General features: G+C 50.1%; 19 protein-coding genes. 15 read left to right on the top strand and 4 right to left on the bottom strand.

Translation table 11 applies throughout. The features are described from left to right. Positions 1–144: 144 nt before the first annotated feature. Genes AC1RN6_RS24015 through AC1RN6_RS24005 form a run of 3 tightly spaced genes read left to right on the top strand, consistent with a single transcriptional unit; the run spans position 145 to position 1,225 of the window. Positions 145–375 (top strand): hypothetical protein, encoded by a 231-nt coding sequence (locus AC1RN6_RS24015; protein ID WP_493007991.1) that lies wholly within the window; start codon positions 145–147, stop codon positions 373–375. Positions 376–392: 17 nt separating this feature from the next. Beyond that, the gene (locus AC1RN6_RS24010; protein WP_493007990.1) at positions 393–911 is read left to right on the top strand and encodes an ABC transporter substrate-binding protein; all 519 of its coding nucleotides are present in this window, start codon (positions 393–395) and stop codon (positions 909–911) included. Then, a complete protein-coding gene (locus AC1RN6_RS24005) occupies positions 812–1,225 on the top strand; it encodes a type 1 periplasmic-binding domain-containing protein (RefSeq protein ID WP_493007989.1) in 414 nt (137 codons plus the stop codon). Before AC1RN6_RS24010 ends, AC1RN6_RS24005 begins: the two co-directional genes overlap by 100 nt. A 224-nt stretch (positions 1,226–1,449) precedes the next feature. Here AC1RN6_RS24005 and AC1RN6_RS24000 read toward each other — a convergent pair whose 3' ends face one another. Beyond that, entirely contained in the window at positions 1,450–2,352 is a 903-nt protein-coding gene (locus tag AC1RN6_RS24000) for a MurR/RpiR family transcriptional regulator (RefSeq protein WP_493007988.1), read from the bottom strand. 773 nt (positions 2,353–3,125) lie between these two features. On the opposite strand from AC1RN6_RS24000, the gene hutU reads away from it, so the two are divergent. The 4 genes from hutU (at position 3,126) to hutG (ending at position 8,054) form a co-directional block, all read left to right on the top strand. Then, positions 3,126–4,850 (top strand): urocanate hydratase, encoded by a 1,725-nt coding sequence (gene hutU, locus AC1RN6_RS23995; protein WP_493007987.1) that lies wholly within the window; start codon positions 3,126–3,128, stop codon positions 4,848–4,850. A gap of 330 nt (positions 4,851–5,180) precedes the next feature. Next, on the top strand, positions 5,181–5,855 hold the full coding sequence (locus AC1RN6_RS23990; RefSeq protein ID WP_493007986.1) for a HutD/Ves family protein: 675 nt from the start codon (positions 5,181–5,183) through the stop codon (positions 5,853–5,855). Positions 5,856–5,859: 4 nt separating this feature from the next. Then, entirely contained in the window at positions 5,860–7,254 is a 1,395-nt protein-coding gene (locus tag AC1RN6_RS23985) for a formimidoylglutamate deiminase (protein WP_493007985.1), read from the top strand. Further along, entirely contained in the window at positions 7,251–8,054 is an 804-nt protein-coding gene (gene hutG / locus AC1RN6_RS23980) for an N-formylglutamate deformylase (protein WP_493007984.1), read from the top strand. The genes AC1RN6_RS23985 and hutG overlap by 4 nt, the downstream gene beginning before the upstream one ends. Positions 8,055–8,127: 73 nt before the next feature. Here hutG and hutC read toward each other — a convergent pair whose 3' ends face one another. Continuing rightward, positions 8,128–8,847, bottom strand: a complete 720-nt coding sequence (hutC, locus tag AC1RN6_RS23975; protein WP_493007983.1) for a histidine utilization transcriptional repressor HutC — start codon at positions 8,845–8,847, stop codon at positions 8,128–8,130. Between the two features lie 205 nt (positions 8,848–9,052). Between hutC and hutI the strand changes: the two genes are divergently transcribed. From hutI to AC1RN6_RS23960, 3 genes are all read left to right on the top strand, one after another. Next, positions 9,053–10,318 (top strand): imidazolonepropionase, encoded by a 1,266-nt coding sequence (hutI, locus tag AC1RN6_RS23970; RefSeq protein ID WP_493007982.1) that lies wholly within the window; start codon positions 9,053–9,055, stop codon positions 10,316–10,318. Positions 10,319–10,354: 36 nt separating this feature from the next. Further along, the gene (locus AC1RN6_RS23965) at positions 10,355–11,104 is read left to right on the top strand and encodes a helix-turn-helix domain-containing protein (protein ID WP_493007981.1); all 750 of its coding nucleotides are present in this window, start codon (positions 10,355–10,357) and stop codon (positions 11,102–11,104) included. 252 nt (positions 11,105–11,356) lie between these two features. Next, entirely contained in the window at positions 11,357–11,644 is a 288-nt protein-coding gene (locus tag AC1RN6_RS23960) for a hypothetical protein (protein WP_493007980.1), read from the top strand. A gap of 623 nt (positions 11,645–12,267) precedes the next feature. Here the strand turns inward: AC1RN6_RS23960 and AC1RN6_RS23955 are convergent. Beyond that, a complete protein-coding gene (locus tag AC1RN6_RS23955) occupies positions 12,268–12,462 on the bottom strand; it encodes a helix-turn-helix domain-containing protein (RefSeq protein WP_493007992.1) in 195 nt (64 codons plus the stop codon). Positions 12,463–13,330: 868 nt separating this feature from the next. Continuing rightward, positions 13,331–14,245, bottom strand: coding sequence for a LysR family transcriptional regulator (locus AC1RN6_RS23950; protein ID WP_493007979.1), 915 nt, complete (start codon positions 14,243–14,245; stop codon positions 13,331–13,333). 154 nt (positions 14,246–14,399) lie between these two features. On the opposite strand from AC1RN6_RS23950, the gene AC1RN6_RS23945 reads away from it, so the two are divergent. From AC1RN6_RS23945 to AC1RN6_RS23925, 5 genes are all read left to right on the top strand, one after another. Next, entirely contained in the window at positions 14,400–15,839 is a 1,440-nt protein-coding gene (locus AC1RN6_RS23945) for a YfcC family protein (protein ID WP_493007978.1), read from the top strand. Between the two features lie 90 nt (positions 15,840–15,929). Then, positions 15,930–17,132: a M20 aminoacylase family protein gene (locus AC1RN6_RS23940; RefSeq protein WP_493007977.1), complete on the top strand. Its 1,203-nt coding sequence runs from the start codon at positions 15,930–15,932 to the stop codon at positions 17,130–17,132. A gap of 94 nt (positions 17,133–17,226) precedes the next feature. Further along, on the top strand, positions 17,227–18,744 hold the full coding sequence (locus AC1RN6_RS23935; protein ID WP_493007976.1) for a sensor domain-containing diguanylate cyclase: 1,518 nt from the start codon (positions 17,227–17,229) through the stop codon (positions 18,742–18,744). A gap of 478 nt (positions 18,745–19,222) precedes the next feature. Beyond that, a complete protein-coding gene (locus tag AC1RN6_RS23930) occupies positions 19,223–20,386 on the top strand; it encodes an HD domain-containing phosphohydrolase (RefSeq protein WP_493007975.1) in 1,164 nt (387 codons plus the stop codon). 33 nt (positions 20,387–20,419) lie between these two features. Then, positions 20,420–22,362, top strand: a 1,943-nt coding sequence (locus tag AC1RN6_RS23925; RefSeq protein WP_493007974.1) for a PAS domain S-box protein, incomplete at its 3' end; no start/stop codon positions are given.

The raw sequence follows: 22,362 nt of genomic DNA, 5'->3' as shown, positions 1-22,362 counted from the left end.
CGACCGTGGATATCACGCCCAAGCCTGCACCGATCCAGAAAAACACTGCACCCAAGCCTGCGCTTCCGAAGTCTTCCACTCAGAAGGACATCGCCGAAAAAGACGGCAGCGGATCCTGGGAGGAATTCTAAGGCGCGCGTCGGTATGACAATGATCGCATCGGCAAAAGAACCTGAGCAAACTGCGCTGGTTGGCGTGGTTGGCCCTGTCAGCCAGCCACGCTGGAAATCCACGCTCGATGGCGTACAGTTCGCCGTCGAGCGGATCAATCAGCAGGGGCTGCGCATCGACGGCAAGAACACCATCCTCAAACTGCTTATCATTGACAACAAGAACGACAAGAACCTTGCGATTCTTGGCGCAATGCTGCGGTAAAAGCAGGTGTCGTCGAGGTGATCGGGCACCTGACGACTGATACAAGCATTGCCGCTTCCGGGGTCTATAATCCTGCCGACATTCCTCAGTTATCTCCGACCGCTGCCGGACGTGATTTTACCCAAAAAGCGTACAACAACGTTTTCCAGATGCTCGGGCACAGCGGCCACACCGGTCAGTATCTCGCTCTGGAAGCAATCAAGACTCTGCAGGCGCAGCGCATCATGCTGGTCGATAACGACACCGTTCTGGGACGGGAGCTGACGGCCAGCTTCGGCGCTGCCGTGACAAGCGGGGGCGGACCGATCGTCGGCAGTGACCGCATCAGCGCCAAGACATCCGATTTCAACGCAACGATCGCCAAGATTCAGCAAGCCAAGCCCGACCTGATTTTTTTGCGGGAGTCAGTCCGCAAACCACGGCCTTCGCCGTCCGCATGCAGCAGGTCGGCGTGCGCGCGAGTTTGTTGTTCGCCGGCGGCGCGACCAATCCTGAATTTCCCGACAATACCGGCGACTATCCTGAAGGAACGTTGATGCTGGCAGGCGGCAGGCCCGTCGACAAAGCTCACGATTTCAAGCGTCTGGAGAAAAGCTACAAAGAGAAATTCAGTTCTCCCCTGATTCCATTTACCTGGTTTTCCTACGATTCGGTAAGCGCCTTGGCGGAGGCCATGAAGCTTGCAAATTCACTTGATCCTGGCAAGCTTTCAGTCGCCTTGCACAAGATTCAATTCAAAGGCATGTCAGGAACGATCGCTTTCACTTCTGACGGCAGCGCGCGATATCAGGCATACGCACTGTATCTTGCCCAGCAACGCCGCTGGAAAGTTATCAATACTTTGCCATGAATTAATTTGATCGTCCTCTGTGCGGTCGCTGATTTCACGTCAACGCAATGGTCGCAACAAGGTCGTATTCCTGGCATCAGACAAAAAATGAAACCATTTATGGACCAATATGCTGCTGGCAACCGACATGGGAGAAGTGCGTCTTCGTTTCCCCCATCGTTGCAATGGAGCATCTTGCTGGGCCATTGCCGGTTCTAGACCAGATTCTTTGCTGGCAGCTAAAACTAGCTTGCAAAAACTTTGCGCCGTGATGACGACCGCTCATTGTACTCAAGACGAGCCTCTGCTTGTTGGGGCATGGCATCGCACATTGCATCTAATAAGACCGATATCAAAATAGGTAACGCCGCGCAGGAGTCATAAACAAGACTTGAATTTATACGAACGGTCAGCAATAAATCCACAAGATCACTCTGGTGACGGAATGTAGGGTCACTAACCAGTGCGACCTTCATTCCCAGTTGTTTCGCATATCGAAGAGCCTTGAGGGTTTCCCGAGGATATAGCGGCATTGCAAATGCAAGTAGAAGACTGGCACCCGCAACATGGGCTTGCTCCAGTTGATCCTCAACCAAAGATCCTCCGTAAATAATTGGGCGGACGTCGGGATGTACCTTTGCAGCGAAGTAGCAGAATTGTGTGGCGTGCCCAGAGGATGCTCGTAGTCCTAAGACTGCAAGGGGCTTGGATTTTGCCAGTGCCTCGCCAAATGCTTTGACAGTGGAAAGATCCGACAATGTATTGACCAGATCAGCGACATTCGCAGCTTCTGCAGCTGCCGCCGATTGATATCGATTAGACATCGTAGCGGGTGTCGGCGACGCAGGTTCGGAAATCGCGCGAAAACAGCGACGCATATCAAGAAAACCGTCGAAGCCAAGCGCCACTGAAAAACGAGAGACTGAAGGCTGGCTAACATTCGCCAATTGCGCCAGCTCCATGCTTGATAAAAAACCTAATTCGTTGGAGTGATCCATTAAACATTGCACGATCCGCCGATAAGAAGGCGTTAGTCGCTGATCCTTTAGCCGTGTTTCTATTTCGACTTGCAATGATTTTTGATTGGGTATGGCATCGAGTTTGGTTTTCTCTTTTTTTTGGGGTGTCCGAGGAGGGGTGGCACTCAATTTTGTTCTCCAGATCTATCGTAGTGGGATGGTCAACTTTAAAAATACAAATCACGTCAAATAGGCTTGCGAGTCAAATTACAACGGCCTAGCTTCGATGAGTAGAGTCGTACAAGCAGACAACCAAATAGAGCTTTAGTGATTGTTGAACACATACATGGGATAGCTCGCCGCGGTGCCTTCGCTTCGCCTCAAATTAGCGCTTTGTGTGCCACGGCTTCATTTTATACCAATAAATAACAAATGAATATTTCCATATTGAAATTTTATGAAATTATTAATTCTCTTTACTCTTAGATGCGTAGGTCTCTTTTGCGAGGAGGCCCGGCATCTCTGTTAGTGGATGCCTATGATTCTGCGTCAAGCGATAAATATAATTTGTATAGACAACTTGCAGTATTTGATTGAAATATTTGTATAGACATTATAGGATGCCTAATAAATTCAATTTTCATTCATAACGTTTAATTGATTCATTAAATGCAATTTTGGAAATAGAAATTCGATTTTTCTTCAGCGGAAATTGAGACAGAAATTTTCAGATATAGCGAAATATTTGAGGCTATGGAGATGTTTTGAGCTGGCAAGATAAGTGTGGATCTTTCAGTTGATTCGAAAGTTCATCTGGCTCGCTTGTGTTATTGAGAAAATATTTCGATTTTGCACTGGAGTATTAGCTGCAGTTGGCTAAGTGGATTGAAATGAGTACAGCTCGCCGAGAAAGTAAGTTTTCAGACGCGAAAAATTTATGTGATAAGTGAATAGGAGCCAGAATGAACGCCAGCCAAGAATTAGAGGGAGAGAATCTTTTGAGCAATGACCCGCGATATGACTCTAGTCGTGAAATCCGCGCACCTCGTGGCTCTGTATTGAGCTGTAAGAGTTGGTTGACTGAAGCGGCCTATCGCATGATTCAAAACAATCTTGACCCTGAAGTGGCAGAGAATCCAAAGCATCTGGTTGTCTATGGCGGCATTGGTCGTGCTGCACGAAATTGGCAATGTTTTGATCAGATTTTGTCCAGCCTGAAAGAATTGAACGATGACGAATCGCTTCTGATTCAGTCGGGGAAGCCGGTGGGGATTTTCAAGACGCATACAGATGCGCCACGTGTTCTTATTGCGAATTCTAATCTGGTCCCGAAGTGGGCAAACTGGGAACATTTTAATGAGCTGGATCGCAAGGGTCTCTTCATGTACGGGCAGATGACTGCTGGGAGCTGGATATATATTGGCACTCAGGGAATTGTCCAGGGGACGTACGAGACATTTGCTGAGGCAGGTCGGCAGCATTTTGGTGGTGACATGGCAGGTCGCTGGATTTTGACGGCCGGCCTTGGCGGTATGGGCGGTGCTCAACCGCTAGCGGCATCTTTTGCGGGCGCAGTATCGCTCAATATCGAATGTAAGCAATCGAGTATAGATTTCAGATTGCGCACTCGTTATTTGGATAAGCAAGCATCAAGTATCGACGAAGCCATCTCTCTGATTAAATATCATACGGAACGGCGAGAAGCCATTTCGATCGGATTGCTTGGGAACGCTGCTGAGATTTTTCCGGAACTGGTGAATCGCGCCAAAGCGGGGGAAATTAAGCCGGATCTCGTTACAGATCAAACCTCGGCGCATGACCTAATCAATGGGTATCTTCCAGTCGGATGGACAACAGACGAATGGTTGGCCGCTCAACGAGATCCTTCACAGCATGCACGTTTAACTAATGACGCTGCAGAGTCTTGCAAAGTACAAGTCCAAGCCATGTTGGACTTTAAGTCCATGGGTATTGCGGTAGTTGACTACGGGAACAATATTCGACAGGTGGCCTATGACCAGGGGTTGAAGAACGCCTTCGACTTTCCAGGTTTTGTGCCGGCATACATCCGTCCGCTGTTTTGCGAAGGAAAGGGGCCATTCCGGTGGGTAGCTCTGTCGGGTGACCCTGAGGATATTTATAAGACGGACGCTAAACTCAAGGAGCTGTTCCCAAACAATAAGCATGTGCATCGCTGGTTAGAAATGGCCCGTGAACGTATCTCGTTTCAAGGTCTGCCAGCCAGAATATGCTGGCTAGGATTGGGTGAAAGACATCTTGCCGGGCTAGCATTTAACGAGATGGTGCGGACGGGAGAGCTAAAAGCTCCTGTCGTTATCGGGCGCGATCATCTGGATACTGGATCGGTTGCAAGTCCGAATCGGGAGACCGAAAGTATGAAAGACGGCACGGACGCAGTGTCAGATTGGCCTTTGCTTAACGCCTTACTAAATGCCTCGGGAGGTGCGACATGGGTGTCGCTGCACCACGGAGGCGGGGTTGGAATGGGCTATTCACAACACTCCGGAATGGTCATCGTCGCAGACGGTAGCTTGGCTGCAGAAAAACGACTGGAGCGAGTATTGATTAATGACAGTGGGTCTGGGGTAATGCGCCATGCAGATGCAGGATATGACGAGGCTATCGCATGTGCGCGTCGTGAAAAATTGAAGTTGCCGATGATTTAATGCAAATGGAGGCCGTCGTTCAAATGACGGCCTTCGTTAGTTTCAATACACCACAAGTTTTTAGTATCAAGCGGTCAAGAATAATCGCCATGTGATGACTAAGAGTCAGAGCTGGTTGTTCATCGTCAGAAAGTTTGTTGCAGGGATAAAAGGACGGGGCGATGTTTATCGATGATCATCGAGTATCCCACTCCAGCTTCTATTTCATTTGATATAGCCAGCTTAATCTGAATTTTTTCGAAGATTTTGTGAGTAGACGGTGTGGCTCCACTTTTGTGCTGTTTTTTAATGCTTAGTGTCACTCAATATGGTTACGAAAGTGTGGTGTAAATGTCTCGTAAAATCTCAATTCCAACGATAGTCGCTATTCGTTCTTTAGCGGAAATTGAAAGCGTTCCCTGGAAAAATATGGCGGGACGTACGAAGGAGCTCCATGTTTTTCCTGAGGATAGTGACTTTAATTCATTTGAATGGCGGGTAAGCGTTGCCGAAGTGGTTGCTAGTGGAGCATTTTCAACATTCGAGAATGTTGACCGCAGCATAGTGCTACTGGACGGTGATGGTTTTGATATGAAACTGGATCGAGAGCGCAGTCATTCTCTCAGTGAACCGTTTTCTCCATTTTCCTTTGCTGGGGAATGTCACGTAGACGTTACTCTTCGTGGTTCCGGAACGCTAGACTTGAATTTGATGGTGCGCCGTGGTGTAAGGGCGGGGAAATTAGTCATCGTAACTTCCGCAGAATGGGCTCCGTTACCTTGTGATACTGCTTTGATATATCTCGCGAAAGGGAACGCGTTTCTAAGTGCTGGAAGCGCTCAAGAGAATTTGCGTCCATTGGATTTCGTGATATTTCATGCGAATCGCGACCTTCCTGAGTTTAGGTGCGAACCTGGAGCAGTGTTAATTGCAGTCTGTGTCCAGCGGAAGTGTCACTCTTCCGATGCCGCTATCTCAGACGAGCCGTCGCATAGAAGTAGTCGAGAACACTCGGTTAAAGGTTAATAACATGTTTAATGGAAGTTTGTTTGCGGAAAACGCATTGCTACCACAGGGGTGGCGGAAAAATGTAGTCATTAGATGGGACATACTCGGTAATCTCATCGAGGTGAAGTCTGACAGCATCCAAGAATCAGGAATTCCCGCGGCACGAGGCCCTGTTATTGCCGGTATGCCGAATCTTCATTCGCATGCTTTTCAACGAGCCATGGCCGGACTAACTGAAACATTAGGGGACCCTAATGATTCCTTTTGGAGTTGGCGGACGCTCATGTATCGGTTTGCACAACACTTGCAACCAAAGCACTTGGCCGCAATCAGTCGTCACCTATATATCGAGATGCTTAAATCAGGCTATACCTCGGTGTGTGAATTTCATTACCTACACAATGCCCCGGGAGGGACGCCCTATGACAATCCTGCGGAGCTTGCTGAGCAAATCATTGTTGCCGCGCGTGAGGTAGGCATAGGAATGACATTGTTGCCGGTCTTGTACCAATACAGCGGTTTTGGAGGACTTGCCCCGATGCCGCACCAATCGCGCTTCATAAGTTCTCCTGAGTGGTTGTTAGATATGCGATCCAACTTAAAAAAGACTCATCCAGAAGATGGAATGCGACGATATGGTATCGCCCCTCATTCACTCAGAGCTGTTGATAGTAAGGGCCTTACTGAGCTGGTTTCTGGTTTGACAGCGGAGGATTCCAGCGCTCCCATTCATATACATATCGCCGAGCAGGAGGGGGAAGTGAGCGCGTGTATTGAATCGACAGGACGTCGGCCTGTTGAGTTGCTTTTTGAAAATCATGATGTGAACGAGCGATGGTGTTTGGTTCACGCTACCCATATGAATGCGGGCGAATACCGAGATGTGGCAAGTAGCGGTGCCATTGTTGGCCTGTGCCCAACAACTGAGGCTAATCTCGGGGATGGAATTTTTGATGCGAGGACCTATTTGGCCGATAGCGGGCAGTGGGGAATCGGTTCTGACAGCAATATTTGTATAAATCCGCGATCGGAAATACGAATGCTGGAATATGGTCAGAGACTGCAGCATCGTCGCCGTAACGTTTTGGCTGATAAAACAGCCCCAGTGGTCGCTGATCGGTTGTACCAGGCGGCTGTAAGCGGCGGTGCTGCCGCCGCGGGATTGAATGTTGCAGGAATTACGGTAGGCCAGCGTGCTGATTTAGTCGTGATGAACAGTGACAACAGCAATTTCTGTGGAAATTCACAGAGTCACCTGCTTTCGTCTTTTATTTTTTGTGAACATAGCGAAAATCAAATACGCGATGTTTATGTCGGTGGACATTTGACCATTTCTGAAGGGCATCATGCACTTGAAGATCAGGCTCGTTATGAATATCGTCTGACATTGGATGAACTGCTGAAGGAAGAGAAATGACAACTGCTCCCAGTTTTTTTCTAACCCAAGGTAGCATCCCGCTCTTAATCTCTATGCCTCATGTTGGCACTGAGATTCCTGACGATATAAAAGCGAAGCTGAATACAACCGGGACGCAATTGGATGATACAGACTGGCACATTCAGGCCCTGTATGACTCCTCAGTGACGCAAGGCGCATCCATAATACAGCCTAGGTATTCCCGCTACGTCATCGATTTGAACCGACCACCTGATGGCGGGAATTTATATCCTGGACAAAATACTACGAGCATTTGCCCAACTACGACATTTGACGGCGTACCACTGTATCGAACCGGCATGGAGCCCGACGATGCAGAGGTGTCATATCGTCTTCTTACCTACTGGACTCCCTACCATGTTGCTTTGCAAGAGGAGCTAGATCGTCTGAAAGCTCAATATGGTTATGCCTTGCTTTGGGATGCACATTCCATTCGTTCGGTAATTCCTCATTTGTTTGAAGGAGAATTGCCGATTTTTAATTTTGGTTCAGCGAATGGAGCTTCTTGCGAAGAGAGCGTCGCAGAAGATCTTGTATTACGAGCACAGAAAATGGCCCCGACTGCCACCGCAGTGTTAAATGGCAGGTTCAAGGGGGGGTACATCACTCGCAACTATGGAGTTCCTGCCAACCATGTCCAAGCTATACAACTCGAACTGGCCCAGAGAAGTTATATGAAAGAGATATTGCCATATTCGTTGGATTTTGAACTGGCTGCTGAGTTACGAAAAGTATTGGCCTCGCTCATTAAAACCTTTATTTCATATCGGCCACGTTAGTCAAATGCAGTACAAAAGAGCCAGTTAAAAATTTTCGACTGGAGATTTCCTGGCTCCTCTTGGAAATCATAGACTAAGAAAAGCTGCCTGCGAAGCGATAGCGATGGCCTGGGTACCAGAAGGCTGCGACCGAGGCGATGTGGCCATTTGAATGGGTTCTTCTTTTAAGAACAAGGCAGGGATTATGCAATTCAATGGCGAGCATCTTTGCAACTTTTCTTGTGGGCACACAGGCTTCGATGCTGTACTCCGCCGCATGTAATGGAGCTGTAGCCATGAGGTATTCATTCGGAGTGATCTTAGAAAAATCTTGGAGAAGGTAATCAGGGGCAATATTTGGATTGACCCAACGATCTTCAACTTGGATGGGAATTTCGTTTTCGAAGTGGACAATAACCGAATGAAAGAGAATCGCATCATTATGCAACTCAAATTGTTTGGTGAGTAAGAGTGTCGCTTTTTTTTGTTCAAGAGTATGTAGTGTGCTCTTGTGAACATGACCTCGATTTCGAATTTCTTCCGCAATATTTTTTACAGTTACTAATGTGGCTTGATATTTCTGTTGCGCGACGTAAGTTCCAGATCCTTGAACTCTAACGAGTATCTGTTCAGCAGTTAGTTCGCGAAGCGCTCGATTAACGGTCATTCGAGCAACATTAAATTGCGCTGCTAAGGCCAATTCCGTAGGAATAAGATCGCCCTCGAGTAGGTTGCCTGATCGAATTTCTCCAAGAATATAGTCTTTGATGCGCTGGAAAATGGGTGGCAATTCTTGCCGATCTTGGGCGGTCATACTTTCCTCTGTTTTTAGTCACTAACTTAATTTATTGCAACTCATTCGGGTGTGATGTTTTCAGTCGCTGCATTATAAGGCGTTTGTATATGCATATTGAATGTAGTAACGACGAGGTTTTTTGTTGAGGGTAAGAATTACAGAAGCTGAATGTCTACATCTCTGTAATTTTTTGAGACGACATCTATAAAAAAGAACAAATATTATGATCGATATTTTTGACCGCCTTTGGATTAATGTAAACCTTGCAACGATGATGGGTGACGGATGTGGCGAGATAGTTGATGGAGCAATTGCGACAAAGGATGGGAAGATTTCTTGGATTGGGTTCAGAGAGAAATTACCTCCGGCTCTAACTAGCAGCTTCCATCCTCATCAAATCGTAGATTGCGGCGGAGCCTGGATGACACCGGGTTTGGTAGATTGCCATACACATCTCGTCTATGGCGGCCAGCGCTCAACGGAGTTCGCTATGCGCTTAGAGGGCGCAAGCTACGAAGAAATCGCGCGTGCCGGCGGAGGAATAATCTCTTCGGTTAAGGCTACGCGTGAAAGTAGTGAAGATGAACTTTTTAAGGCCGCTTCCGAACGCTTGGCGTTTCTAATGAATGAGGGTGTCTGCGCCATTGAAATAAAGTCTGGTTACGGGTTGAACCAAGAGGATGAAAGAAAGCAGCTTCGGGTGGCACGACGGCTCGAAGAGGCGCACCAAATTACAGTCAAGAAGACGTTTTTAGGTGCACATGCTCTTCCGCCCGAGTACAAGGGGCGTAGTCAGGAATACATAGATTTGGTTTGTCGTCACATGATGCCGGCATTGGCATCCGAAGGTCTTATCGATGCAGTGGATGTTTTTTGTGAAACTGTTGGATTCTCTATCTCTGAAACCGAGCAAGTCTTCAATGCAGCCTCGCGCTTGTGCTTGCCGATAAAAATTCACGCTGAGCAACTTTCAGATAGTGGCGGTGCTGCGCTCGCCGCTCGTTATGGCGCCTTATCTTGCGACCATATTGAATACCTTTCCGACGACGGAATCGCTGCGATGAAGAAGGCTGGCACGGTCGCTGTTCTTTTGCCAGGAGCGTACTACACATTGCGAGATACACATCTCCCTCCTATAGAAAAACTGAGAGAGGCCGGTATCCCTATGGCCGTCTCGACTGATCATAATCCAGGCACGTCGCCAGCACTGAGCCTACTACTAATGGCAAATATGGCATGTACATTGTTTCGCTTAACGGTGCCTGAGGTGTTGAAGGGAATCACATGCAACGCAGCGAAAGCACTCGGAATCGAGCAGATGCACGGTTCACTAGAAATAGGACGGTCGGCCAACTTCGTAGTGTGGAAGATTACTGAACTAGCCGAGCTAGCTTACTTTTTTGGACATGTTCCACGACGTACGGTTGTACGACAAGGACGTATCGTAAAAGATGATGCGGAAATAATATCAACAGCCAAGATACTTTAGTGTTTGAGAAGCTGCCGTAGATAGATTAGGTTAATTATGTCTTTTGAGAGTGCCAATTCCCCTATTGACCGAGTGTTACAAATCTTGACGTCTGTCGCCTATGCAGGACATCCACTTAAGGTTCATGAAATTGCGGAGGAAGTGAAGCAACCCACGAGCACGGTCTATCGCCATATTGCATCCTTAAAGAAGTGGGGTTTTTTGCAAGAAGTCAGAAATTCGAAAGCCTTGATTCCCGGGCCCATAGGAGTAAAGCTTGCGTGGGGTGATTTCACGATTTTGCAGCTTATCGAGAAAAGTGGTGGAGCGCTTCTGGAATTGGCGAAGTTGAGCCGAGAGAGTGTTGGAGTGTTTACTTTCTGGAATGGCGATTTTATATCTGTGGCGTTGGAGGAAAGTGACGAATGTTTAAGGTGTACATTTCCGATAAAAAGTAGAGATTTACTGCACGAAGATATTTCCGCGAGGTGTCTTTTGGCATTCATACCTGGCGCCCAGAAGGACGAGATCACAACTGATTGGAATAAGAAGTACAGCATTGATTTGCTAAAACTTGAGAAACAACTTGAATCGATTCGAGCTAAAGGATATGCGGTCAGCGAACATGATTCTTGGGACGGTATCTGGGAGGTCTCTTTTCCGCTATCCACAACCTCGGATGGGAAAGCGAATGGAGTCATTACATTAGCCGCCCCTGCCTGTCGTGCTGCCGGCCGTGGCGCGGACCTAATCCAGATGACGAGAAATAGTGCGTGGGCTATATGTCGGAATTTTGACGTTGAATAGAACGACGTCATCTGAAAATTGAATCTTAATTCATCCGTTGGTTGACCATCGTGAATCAAGAGTTCAATAGAGAAAGCGCCGAGGATAAATTGCCTGGAGTATTGAGGACTGAAGTCAAAACACGTATGGACATTTGTATATCCAAAAAATAGATTTATCTGCGAAATCGAAGCGGGGCTTAGCAGTTACCGCTGTAAAGATCAGTAGAGCCCCATATCAACATATAGAATTTTTTACATAGTAGGACTACCCATGAATCTCACATACAACGAAACCCTTGCCTCTAAACATCAGGACTTACTATCTTTCGAAAGAAAATTCAAAGACATTCAGTTTTGGAATTTGCCGCCGGATTATGCAAGGTTCGTGTATGCATCTGAGCGTCTATTATCGGAACTTGGAGTTCGCAGCGGAGATATTGAAAATCTGCAATTGAGTACCCTGACTCCGAAAGAAATCTGTCTCGTGGTTAATAAACTAATTGTGACGATGAATAAATTAGGGCAACGTTCTAGCCATGTTGAAATGGCCAGTATGTAAAATAAATCGATAGATTGAGCTTCTAGTTTGGTTTTTTTCGAATGATAGAGACATGGTGTCCATGCCGAACGAGCCTTCCCGCCAAGACAAGATGCGCCTCGCGCTAAAACTCGTCTCGCCAATTCATGCCCACAGATTTACTGAGATGGATACGACACTACCGCTAGGATGATCCAACTAAGGTTTCATCCAATTTAGATGCGGAGATTTGTCATGAATATCTCTTTGATAGATTGTCAGTCCAATTGCGTTGCCGCTTTTGATTCAACTTCATCCGAAATAAGGTTCGCCGGCGGATAAATTGCGATGGGTGGATAATTCATTTTGCAACTACTCACTGTCCCGGTGTTTAGGCATGCTTCAAATCCTCTTGCCAACGCTGCCGAGGCAAATACGTAGATCACGTGGCCTATCATTATTTCATTTTTGTTCATTTCCATCATATTGCCCCCCGTCTGACCTTCAATCTTACCAGCTAGAGACAACTCCAAGGTCGCTATAGTCGGGCGGTGGGATGTATGCGAGCCAAGGCAGATGGGTTTGATCCTCTTACACCCGTCTCCGACCCGATCCTCAATGCACCAGAGCTGCGTCGGGACAGCTATCGGTAGGCACTTATAGTGCTACCAGGGAGGGCCACCAGGAGATGTAGGCACAGCTCTTGGACTCTCCATCTTGGTGCGCACGACTACTTCTACGCCAAGCACATTCAACAATTTAAGAACCCTCTCTGTGCCGACCGACCCAGGATTGCGTTCCAGGGCAGAGAACGCCTGTTGATTGATGCCGAGGCGCCGAGCGGCTTCTCTCTGGGGCATCCGCGCTTCCTTCTGGTAACCATGATGACCGCCGATGCTGTTTCGCTCTGTTGATAACATTTATGAGAAGGTTGAAGACAGTCTCGTTGTCCAAGTTTTCTTCAGGCTGGTCTAGGACGATGGGAAAGCGGTTACGGTCAACAAAATGATGCTTAAGGAAGAGTTGCTTAAGACATTCACTCATTCCTTGGCGCTGTCGGTCACGCTATGCAGCGTCTCTTTCGAAAGTCCTTGAAAATTTAGACTGGGGTACTTTAAATGTACTTTAGCCGCTGGTTCTCGAAGGCGGGCTTTTTCCTTCAAGAAGGGTCACTACAGAGGCATTGAGCTTACGTTCCTCAATGCTTCCTGATTCATAGCTGATTTTTGTGCATGTATTTCGGCGAAAGTGGTCAGTCAGTTTGCAACGTGGAAATCTCCAAGTCGGCGAGCTGGACCTCAAGCAATCTGAAAGGATTTAGATATCCCCAGAATGTCGAGCTAGACTAATCCGTTGCAAGTCAGCACTCCAAGCTAAAATGTCCGAAAACGGCCAATAGCAGCCGTTGATCAATTCAATGAATGTTGATAATGGCGCACTTTAGATAGTTAAAGGTACTATGCGCTACACAATGCTCAAGCAAATAGGCATGCCTTACCAGAGTTGCCTCTTGTCAGGATCTGAGTATTGCATTCGATGGTATAGCTATCACTTTTAACAAACAAATATTGCGAGCACCCATCTATGAACTTCGAGATTGCTAGTATGAGCCGTTGTCGATCTCGGCGGATTATGTAAATTCCGCATTGAATAGATCGCTATTTAACATCTTATTGGGACGTTGCTCCCGTGTTCGTAGATGCTCGAGCGGCCGAACATGTACTCTTCTCAGACGGAAGACATCAGGCGTACGATTTCTTTCCATAAGAAGTTGGCTGCAGGACTCAGCTTTCGTCCCACGCGAGTTGCAACGTATCGATCGAACGTATGGGCGATCGGGTGTTGAATCGGCACAGCCACCACGAGCCCTGCATCCACCTTTTCCTTTGCAGCCCATTTCGTCATGAATGCAATGCCCATTCCTTCAGCCGCAAGCGACGACGCGACCGTGAAAAGATCGCAGATGAATGTCGGCGACACGCTCAGGTTGCTATCCCAGAACATGGCGCTGACATAACCCTGCACTGCAAATTTTCCAGACATAAAAATGAGCGGATCGTAGATCAGGTCTTCGATGCATACGAACGTTTTCGAAGCCAGTGGATGGTCCACTGGAATGATCGCACACAGCGGTTCTCGCTGAAAAAGTCGCGCATTCAGGAGGGGGTCGCGCTCAGTACCAACGGACACGCAGATATCTGCCTCATCGTCTCGAACCATGCGAATCAGATCCTGCAACGGCCCCGTCCGAATATCAATGGCGATATCCGGGTACTTTTGATGGAAACGTTTAAGCACTACTGAAATCAGGCTGCCGGCCAATCCTTCCCCAACTGCCAGCGTTACGTGTCCGCGGCGGAGGTTTCGATATTCGGCAAGTTGAGTGTGAAAGCGCTTTGCATGACGCTCCAGCTCCTGGCCGTACTCAACGGCGGCGAGTCCCACTTGCGTGAGCGAAATACTTCTCCCTCGTCGCGACACCAGCGCCATCCTCAGTTCACGTTCTGTCGAAGCTATCTGACGGCTTATGGTCGATACGTTCACGCCCAGAGATTCGGCGGCTTTTCGCATTCCGCCATGCTTTTCTACCGCACGCAAATACTCAAGCGTTCGCTTGCTGATTCCCTCATCCGCGATTGCCATTTATCTCTCCTGTTGCGTCAGATGCAACATTGTCGCACACCTTGGCGTCAGTTTTTGCGTCGCTTCTGGCGCATACTAAGCGTTCAAATATCGGGCCCAATCATTGTCAATTCGGACGGCTGGTGCCCCCCATAAAACCAGGTGAGGAGACATCATGAGGAGTAATCAAATCCCGTCCGGCGCAGCGAAGACAGACTCGCGCGAGGGCTTGCAGCATAAGCACACAGCGATCAGCCCTTATGTGTTGCTGTTCTTGGTACTGCTGGTTGCGACTATCGCTACATGGATAGTTCCGGCCGGGGAGTTTGATCGCGTGCTCAAGAACGGCGTCAGCTTCGTGATTCCGCATAGCCTCAAGAGTGTTCCGCAAAGTGGAGTTGGTCTTGGAGCGGTCTTCATGGCGGTCTCCAAAGGCATGATCGATTCGGCGCCTATCATCTTACTGATTATGTTTACCGGGGGCGCACTTGCCGTGTTGGAGAAAACCGGAGCGGTGAAAGTTGCGCTTGGTCGCATCGGAACCGGATCAAATGTGCAGGACGTCTCGATTATTTGCACCATCTGCATTATTTTTTCACTTTTGGGCACCGTGGGTGTAGTAACAAACTCGGTGGTGGCATTTGTGCCGCTGGGCCTCCTCATCGCGCGTTCGCTCCGCCTGCCGGTTGTCTTCGGCGTGGCCCTCATTTACCTTGGGACATACTCGGGTTTCAATAGCGGCGTTCTCAATCCGGTAACAACCGGGCTGTCGCAGCGCCTGGCAGAATTACCCATGTTTTCCGGGATTGGGTTTCGCACTGCGGTGTATGTGCTCTTCACCCTCGCGACGATCGGATTTCTCATTTTCAACGTCCGGGCATATCGACGTAATCCCGATGCACCGCGATTCTTGATAGCAGAACAAGATTTCGTCATGGTTACACCGCCAGAAGGTGGTGGACAACTGACACGACGACAAATTGCTGCTCTCGTGTTCTCCACCGCCGCGCTCGGCATCTTTGTCTTCGGGGCAGTGGAGCGACACTGGGGAGAGGCTGAGATGATCTCCATGTTCATGATTGTCGCCATCGGCTCAGGTCTGATCTGCGAAGTACGGCCCACCCAGATTGCAGATGAGTTTCTGGCTGGATCCGGAAAGCTGGTCCATGGGGCACTCATAGTTGGTCTTGCGCGCGCCATTTCCACCGTGCTGAGCAATGGCAAGATTCTCGATCCTATCGTCAATCTTCTTTCCGAGATACTCGCTCCCCTTCATCCCATGCTTGCGGCCATAGGTATGTTCTTCAGTGCGGCGGTAATGCATATCGCGATCTCGTCAGGATCGGGTGAGTCGGCAGCATTGATCCCCATCTTTGCACCGCTGGGAGATGCACTTCATCTGACGCGCCAGGTGACAGTGCAAGCCGTACTCTTGGGTGAAGGCGTTATGAATTGCTTCAATCCGACGTCGGGAGTCTTGATGGCCGTACTCGCGACTGCTCGGATTCCTTTCGGACAATGGGTACGTTTCATCATGCCGCTCATTCTCTTGTGGACCGTCATCAGTATTGGCGCATTGATAGTCGGTGTCCTCATTCATTGGGGGCCGTTCTGAACAATAATTGTTCACTTTACGTCGCGATAAAGACGGTGGCAGTACAACTGCAATTGCCGTTATCAATCAATCGTTCACAGAGATACTCTTATGTCGTCCAAAATTTTTACGTCTCTGACTGATATCGCTCCCCACGAGACGGATCTCACGCGTCTGCGCCATCAGTTGCATTGCAACCCGGAATTGGCTTTTTGCGAGAACGAGACCTCCGATATCGTGGCCGAGCAGCTGCAAGCATACGGCTATCAGGTTCATAGAAATATCGCCAAGACGGGCTTAGTAGGAACACTCACGGTCGGCGAGAGCGGTCGAACGATCGGCATCCGGGCCGATCTCGACGCGCTGCCGATCAACGAGGCCAACACGTTTGCACACGCGAGCAAAAATCCAGGGAAAATGCATGCGTGCGGTCATGATGGCCACACAGCGATGCTATTGGGCTCGGCGAAGCATCTGGCGCAAACACGACGGTTTGACGGCACAGTGAACCTGATCTTTCAACCTGCGGAAGAGCGTGGATTCGACAGTGGCGCCAAGCAGATGATTGCCGAAGGGCTATTCGAACGATTCCCGTGTGATGCGGTGTTTGCCTTGCACAACCATCCTGGAAAGCCGGTTGGCACCTTCATGTTTCGCAGAGGGGCTTTCATGGCTGCAGGAGATCGCGTATTTATCAAAATCGTGGGTCAGGGCGGACATGCGGCCAGACCGCATCTCGCGCACGATCCTATCGTTGCGGCATCAAGTATTGTGATGGGGTTGCAGACTATTATTTCTCGCAACGTGGATCCCACAAAGGCTGCAGTGATCACGGTCGGAAAAATCGCTGGAGGAGATGCTCCCAATGTCATCCCCGGCCAGGTTGACCTGAGCCTGAGCGTACGATCATTTGATCCTGAAGTTCGAACCTTGTTGAGGAACAGAATCATTTCTCTCGTCAATTCTCAGGCGAAGAGTTTTGGAGTCGATGCGACCATCGACTATAGGGAGGGGTACCCAGTTGTAAGCAATACCGATGAGGAGACGCGCTTTGCTATTGAGGTCGCAAAAGAACTAGTAGGGACCGACGCCGTGAATGACAACATGGAAATGCTTATGGGCAGCGAGGATTTCGCCTATATGCTGCAAGTTCGACCTGGATGTTTTTTGCGCATCGGGAATGGCCCAGTTGATCATGGACGTGCCTTGCACAGCCCGCACTACGACTTCAATGATCAGAACCTTGCGGTTGGTGCTGCGTTCTGGTCCAGGCTTGTCGAGCGCTATCTTGATCCGGACCGCTTGACGACTTGACGACCAGCTATATGTGGCGATCGCAATCAAATTTCCGGATCAGCACGAAAATCGTCGCTAATACGATTAGACATACCAAGGCCAGGGGGGCGAAATGTCTGCCAGATTAGGAACTATCCAACTGCCGTCGGCGTTACCTCGCCCTGCGTCGGTAACGTCCATTCATTTCAATGATCTTTTACATATCGCCGTCCCGATGTTGCTAATTGCCGTGGCGATTGTCTTTCAAGCAAAAAACTTGCAGCTGAGTCACGAGCAATACAAGGACCGCGCTCGCCTAAATGCACTAAATCTAGGCTCTACTATTGCGGCGAGCATTGCCGGTTCATTCCAAAATATCGACATCACCCTTTCCGCCGTAACCGATCACGCTCGACAGCAACAAGGTTTGAAGAGTGTCGACAAGCAAGCTTTCAACACCATGTTGTCAGAGATACGGCGTCGGGTTCCGTCTCTGAGCGCGCTGCGCGTGACCAACGCGTCTGGTGAGGTACTGTTTGGACTTGAAAATGCTGTCGGGCTTAACGCGGGCGACCGGGCCTATTTTCAACAGTTGAAGGCGAATCCGAACGCCGGCATGGTGATTTCCGAACCTGTGTTTGGCCGAGGGTTAAAGAAGTGGGTGGTGATCTGTGCACGCCGATTTAATTTACCAAACGGCGAGTTCGCCGGAGTTGTATTTGCTGCTGTTGAACTGGACGGTATGGCTGAAAGACTTTTAGGAAAGGAAATGAAATTGGGCGATCAAGACGAATTTGTCTTGTTCGATAATGATCCGCGGGTAGTTATCCGATACGTGCATGGAAAGCAAGACATGCAGGTCAGTGGAAAAAAAATTATATCGTCCAATCTGGAGAACTTTATAAGTTCTACCGAGAGTTCCAGATTCGCCGTAAAAAATTCCTCCATTGACGACATAGAGCGTATTTTTTATGTCCAGCGTATCGCCGGGCAACCATTGGGCTTGGTCGTTGGTTTGTCGACGGACGATGTATTTTTTAACTGGCGGCGCGAAGCCTGGAATGCCTGGATAATCACAAGCATTTTCTCTTTAGTTGTTTTGGTAGGCGCTTATCTAACTTATCGGGCCAATCATAGATTGGCTCAATTGAGTACGACCGATGGCTTGACTGGGCTCCCGAATCGCAGAGAGTACGTCAATATCGGAGAGCTCGAATGGCAACGCGCCATGCGGAATAAAGAATGGTTTGCCGTGGCAATGGTCGATATCGATCATTTCAAAGCATATAACGACCACTATGGGCATCAGGCTGGTGACCAATGTCTCTGTGCTGTTGCGCAGACCCTCGCAGCCGGGTTGCGTAATAGTAGCGATTTCATAGCTCGTTATGGAGGCGAGGAATTCATTGTCATTCTACCCGGACAAGACGCTCTGCACGCATACGATGTGCTCGATCGATTGCGCCGCGAAGTTGAAGCATTGGCGTTGCCTCATGCAGCGAATAAAGGCTCGTCGATCGTCACGTTTAGCGCGGGTGTAGCAGCCGTCGTTCCAAAGCATGGCTCGACGCTGGCCGCATGCGTGGAAGTAGCCGATCAACATCTATATGAAGCTAAGCGCAAGGGACGGAACCAAATTTATGGCGCCTGATTTAGATTCCAAGCAGACTTTTAACGCGCTAGCCGTAGCATATTTTTATTGCTTCTAAGTTTAGTCATGCGGTCTGCGATGCTTGCGCAATTTAGTACTACAAAAATTTAACCATATCACGGCTGCTTTGGCTGGAAGTGGATGGTTACTGTGATGAAATCCATCTTCATAGGCGAAGCTGATATGACCAACGAAACATGACGGAGGTCTCATGACATAATCTCACCCCATTCGTGTCGGGATGCGGGCCTAAATACAGGAGAGGTAGGTCGTGAGTATCAAAAGCGTTGAGGCACTGGAAGTTGCAAAAAAGACAATGGCAAAAATGTGTCGGCGAGCAGGATATTAAACATGCCTTCTGCTACATTACTAACGAGAATAAACATTATTAATGACCTCCAGTGATATCAGCCATCAGGAATGGCTCGCGAAACATTCATAAAACAAATAACAGCTGAAACCCGCACCGGAGCATATAATGGAATTAGCGCACGATTTCTCCCGCAAGCCGATCATTTTGATTGTCGACGACAGCCCGGATAATCTGTTGCTGATGGCGAATCTTCTCAAGGAAGGCGATCGCTACACAATCAAGGTAGCCAACAATGGCGAAAAGGCATTGCGTATCGCCCAAGCCGATCCGCTGCCTGACCTGATCCTGCTCGACATCATGATGCCCGGCCTGTCGGGGCACGAAGTGGCGCAGGTCCTGAAGAGCGACCCGCACACACGGGACATCCCCATCATCTTCCTGACCGCGATGGCATCGACTGCCGACGAGACGCTTGGACTTACGATGGGTGCCGCGGACTACATCACTAAACCCATCAGTCCACCGGTCGTGCTGGCGCGCGTGGAGACGCAACTCAAGGTCAAGGCGGCGGCAGATTTCCTGAAAGACAAGAGCGACTATCTGGAGCAGGAAGTCGCCCGGCGCACACTCGAAGTCCTGGCCATTCAGGATGTGACCATCCACGCGATGGCCTCGCTGGCCGAAACACGCGACAACGAAACGGGCAACCACATCCGCCGCACCCAGTACTACATGAAGATATTGGCCGAGCATCTGCGCGACCATCCGCGCTTCCGTCATTTTCTCGATGATGAAACGATCAAGCTGCTGTTCAAGTCGGCGCCTTTGCACGACATCGGCAAGATCGGCATTCCCGACCGGATTCTGCTCAAACCGGGCAAGTTCACGCCGGAAGAATTCGAAATCATGAAGACGCACACCACCCTTGGGCGCGATGCGATCGCGCATGCCGAGCAACAACTGGGCATGAATGTCGAATTTCTGCATCTCGCAAAGGAAATCGCCTACGGCCATCAGGAAAAATGGGACGGCTCCGGCTATCCCGAAGGCAAAGCGGGAGACGACATCCCCATTTCCGCGCGGCTCATGGCGGTGGCGGATGTCTACGATGCCCTGATCAGCCGGCGCGTTTATAAAAATGGCATGTCGCACGAAGAAGCCGCACGCATCATGCGTGAAGGACACGGCAAGCATTTCGATCCCGACGTCTGCGATGCTTTCTTCGCCTGCGTGGATCAATTCCGGGCGGTCGCGGCACAATTCGCCGATTCCGATCACGACATGGCGCAAAAAGCCGCCTCCCTGCAATTCATTTCCGGTTCCGAATGAATTTTCCGCTGACTGCATGAGATGGGAGCTCGCATGAGTTCGGCTTTTCAGATCCTGGAGCGCTTGCCGCTTCGTCATAAGCTGGTGGTTGGTTTTGTGTCGCTGTTGCTGTTTTCCCTTGCCCTCGGCATTCAAAGTCTGCAAACGCAGGCCGACCTGAGCAGGGACCTGAAGCGGCTGCAGGAAGAAGGCATCATCGGCATCGCCAGGGTGCAGGAGGGCAGAATCCATTTTGCACACATGGTGCTTGCGGCCCATCGCATCGTCAGTGCGGAATCGGTGGGAGAACGCGACGAGGCCGTGCAAGAAATGGACGACGCATACCAGTACGTCCAGCAAGCCATTCAATCGACCCGCCCCACGCTATTCAAATCGGACAATGTCGAACGTCTGGACCAGTTCGAGATACTCCTCTCCCGCATGCGGCGGACCATGTCGGAGGCGTTGGATCTCTCCAAGCAAGGCATGCGACGCGAAGCCGCATCGTTGGTCGAGAGCATCAGCTTCAAGGAAGTCAACCGCAGCGCCGATAGGCTGCTGGCGGAAATTGCCACCGTCAAAGAGTTTGGCGTGCGCGACACGGCGGTGAATGTCCAGACTTTCGCCTTTACCCGCAACGTATTGACGTACGCCCTGCTGCTCGGAGGACTGGTCCTGGCGCTGGCCTTTTCCTGGTTGATCAGCAGATCCATCAGGCGCCCCATCAACCGGGTCAGAATCGCGGTGGAAGAGCTGGCCGCCGGCAAGCTGCACCTGGATATCCCGCATACGGATTATCAGAACGAGACCGGCGATCTGGCCCGTGCGATTGCTTCCTTGCAGACTGAATCAATCCAACTCGAGGCCCAGCGCTGGATCAAGTCGCAGGAAGCCATGATTCAGGCGGCACTGCAGCAGGCGGACTCACCGGAAGAACTGGCGGCACTGTTCTTCCAGCATCTGGCCCCGCTGCTGCATATCGGCCAGGGCCTGCTCTACCGCTGGGACAGCGCACGCGAAGTACTGATCCTGGCGGGCGGCTACGCCGTCAGCGGCGATCACGCGCCAGCCGGAAAAATCGAACCGGGCGTCGGCCTGCTCGGCCAATGCGCCAGAGACCGGTTGCCCAGAACAATGCAGCAGGGTGGCGACGGCGCCTGGCACATCCACTCGGCGCTTGGCGAGATTGCCCACAGCGAGATCATGGTGCGACCCATTCTTAATGGCGACAAGCTGGCAGGCGTGCTGGAGCTCGCCTGCTTCGAGACGGCAGACGACAGCGCCAGGTCCTTGCTGGAAGAAGTGTTGCCGCGTCTCGCTATCAGCATGGAGATACTCGATCGCTCCCTGACCGTACAACATCTGCTGACGCAGTCACAGGAGCAGGCATCGCGTCTGGAAGAGCAGGCGACCGAACTGGAAGCTCAGCAAGCCGCTCTCAAAGAGACAGAAGCCTGGTTTCGCGGTGTGGTGGAGTCGGCCCCGGACGGCATGCTGGTGGTCGATGAACACGGCAAGATCATTCTCGCCAATACTCAGCTTGACGGTTTGTTTGGCTATGAGACCGGCGAACTCCTCGGCCTGTCCGTGGAACAATTGGTGCCGGCCTCGGTTCGTCCCCGTCATGCCGGGCTGCGTAAAGGTTTCACTAGAGAAGAGGGCACCCGACAGATGGGCGGAGGCCTGATGGATCTGCAGGGTGTTCGCAAGGACGGCAGCCTGTTCTCTGTCGAAATCGGTCTGGCTTCGTTGCCAGCAGTGGGCGAATACGGTCAGTGCGTTTGTGCGTCGGTGCGTGACACGAGTGAGCGCCGCGCCATGGAAGCCAAGGTTCAGGAAAGCGAAAAACGCATGCGCCGGGTGCTCGACAGCAGCCCCGTGGCCATGTCCATCGAACGGCAAGACGACCGTTCGCTGATCTATTGCAACCGGCAGCTGGAAATTCTTACGGGCATGAGCGCGGACGAATTGTCCTTCAGGGACAAGGCATCCGGCTT

Source organism: Herbaspirillum sp. GW822-FHT03A08, from assembly GCF_058801885.1.
This window is presented reverse-complemented; position numbering and strand designations above follow the sequence as displayed.